General features: G+C 55.0%; 1 protein-coding gene. It reads left to right on the top strand.

Translation table 11 applies throughout. The annotated features are described in order from the left end of the window. The coding region (locus Q4563_RS16330) for a cadherin repeat domain-containing protein (protein ID WP_303605227.1) at window positions 1-431 on the top strand (431 nt) is incomplete at both ends.

The raw sequence follows: 431 nt of genomic DNA, 5'->3' as shown, positions 1-431 counted from the left end.
GCTTTACTGTCACCGCTACCGATGGGGCGGGTAACCACACCGATCAAACTGTTACCCTGGCAGTGAATAACCTGGATGAAGTGGGGCCTGTATTTACCTCCGGCACGTTGGCGGATGTCATTGATGAGAACTCCGGTGAGAACGCGGTGATTTACACCGCAGCGACGGATGATGCGACGGCGGTTTATAACCTCTCGGGGGGTGATGCAGGGCTATTCAGCATTAATTCAGCCACCGGCGAAGTGACGTTATTGGCTGATGCCAATTACGAGGCCAAGTCCAGCTACAGCTTTACTGTCACCGCTACCGATGGGGCCGGTAACTACACCGACCAAACCGTGACGCTGGCGGTCAATAACCTGGATGAAGTCGCACCGACGATTACTTCTGGCGCTATCGCCACTGCGATCGATGAAAACAGCGGTGTGGGT

It is taken from the genome of Gilvimarinus sp. 1_MG-2023, from assembly GCF_030548285.1.
Note: the sequence above shows the minus strand (reverse complement) of the source record. Positions and strands in the feature narration are given on the sequence as shown.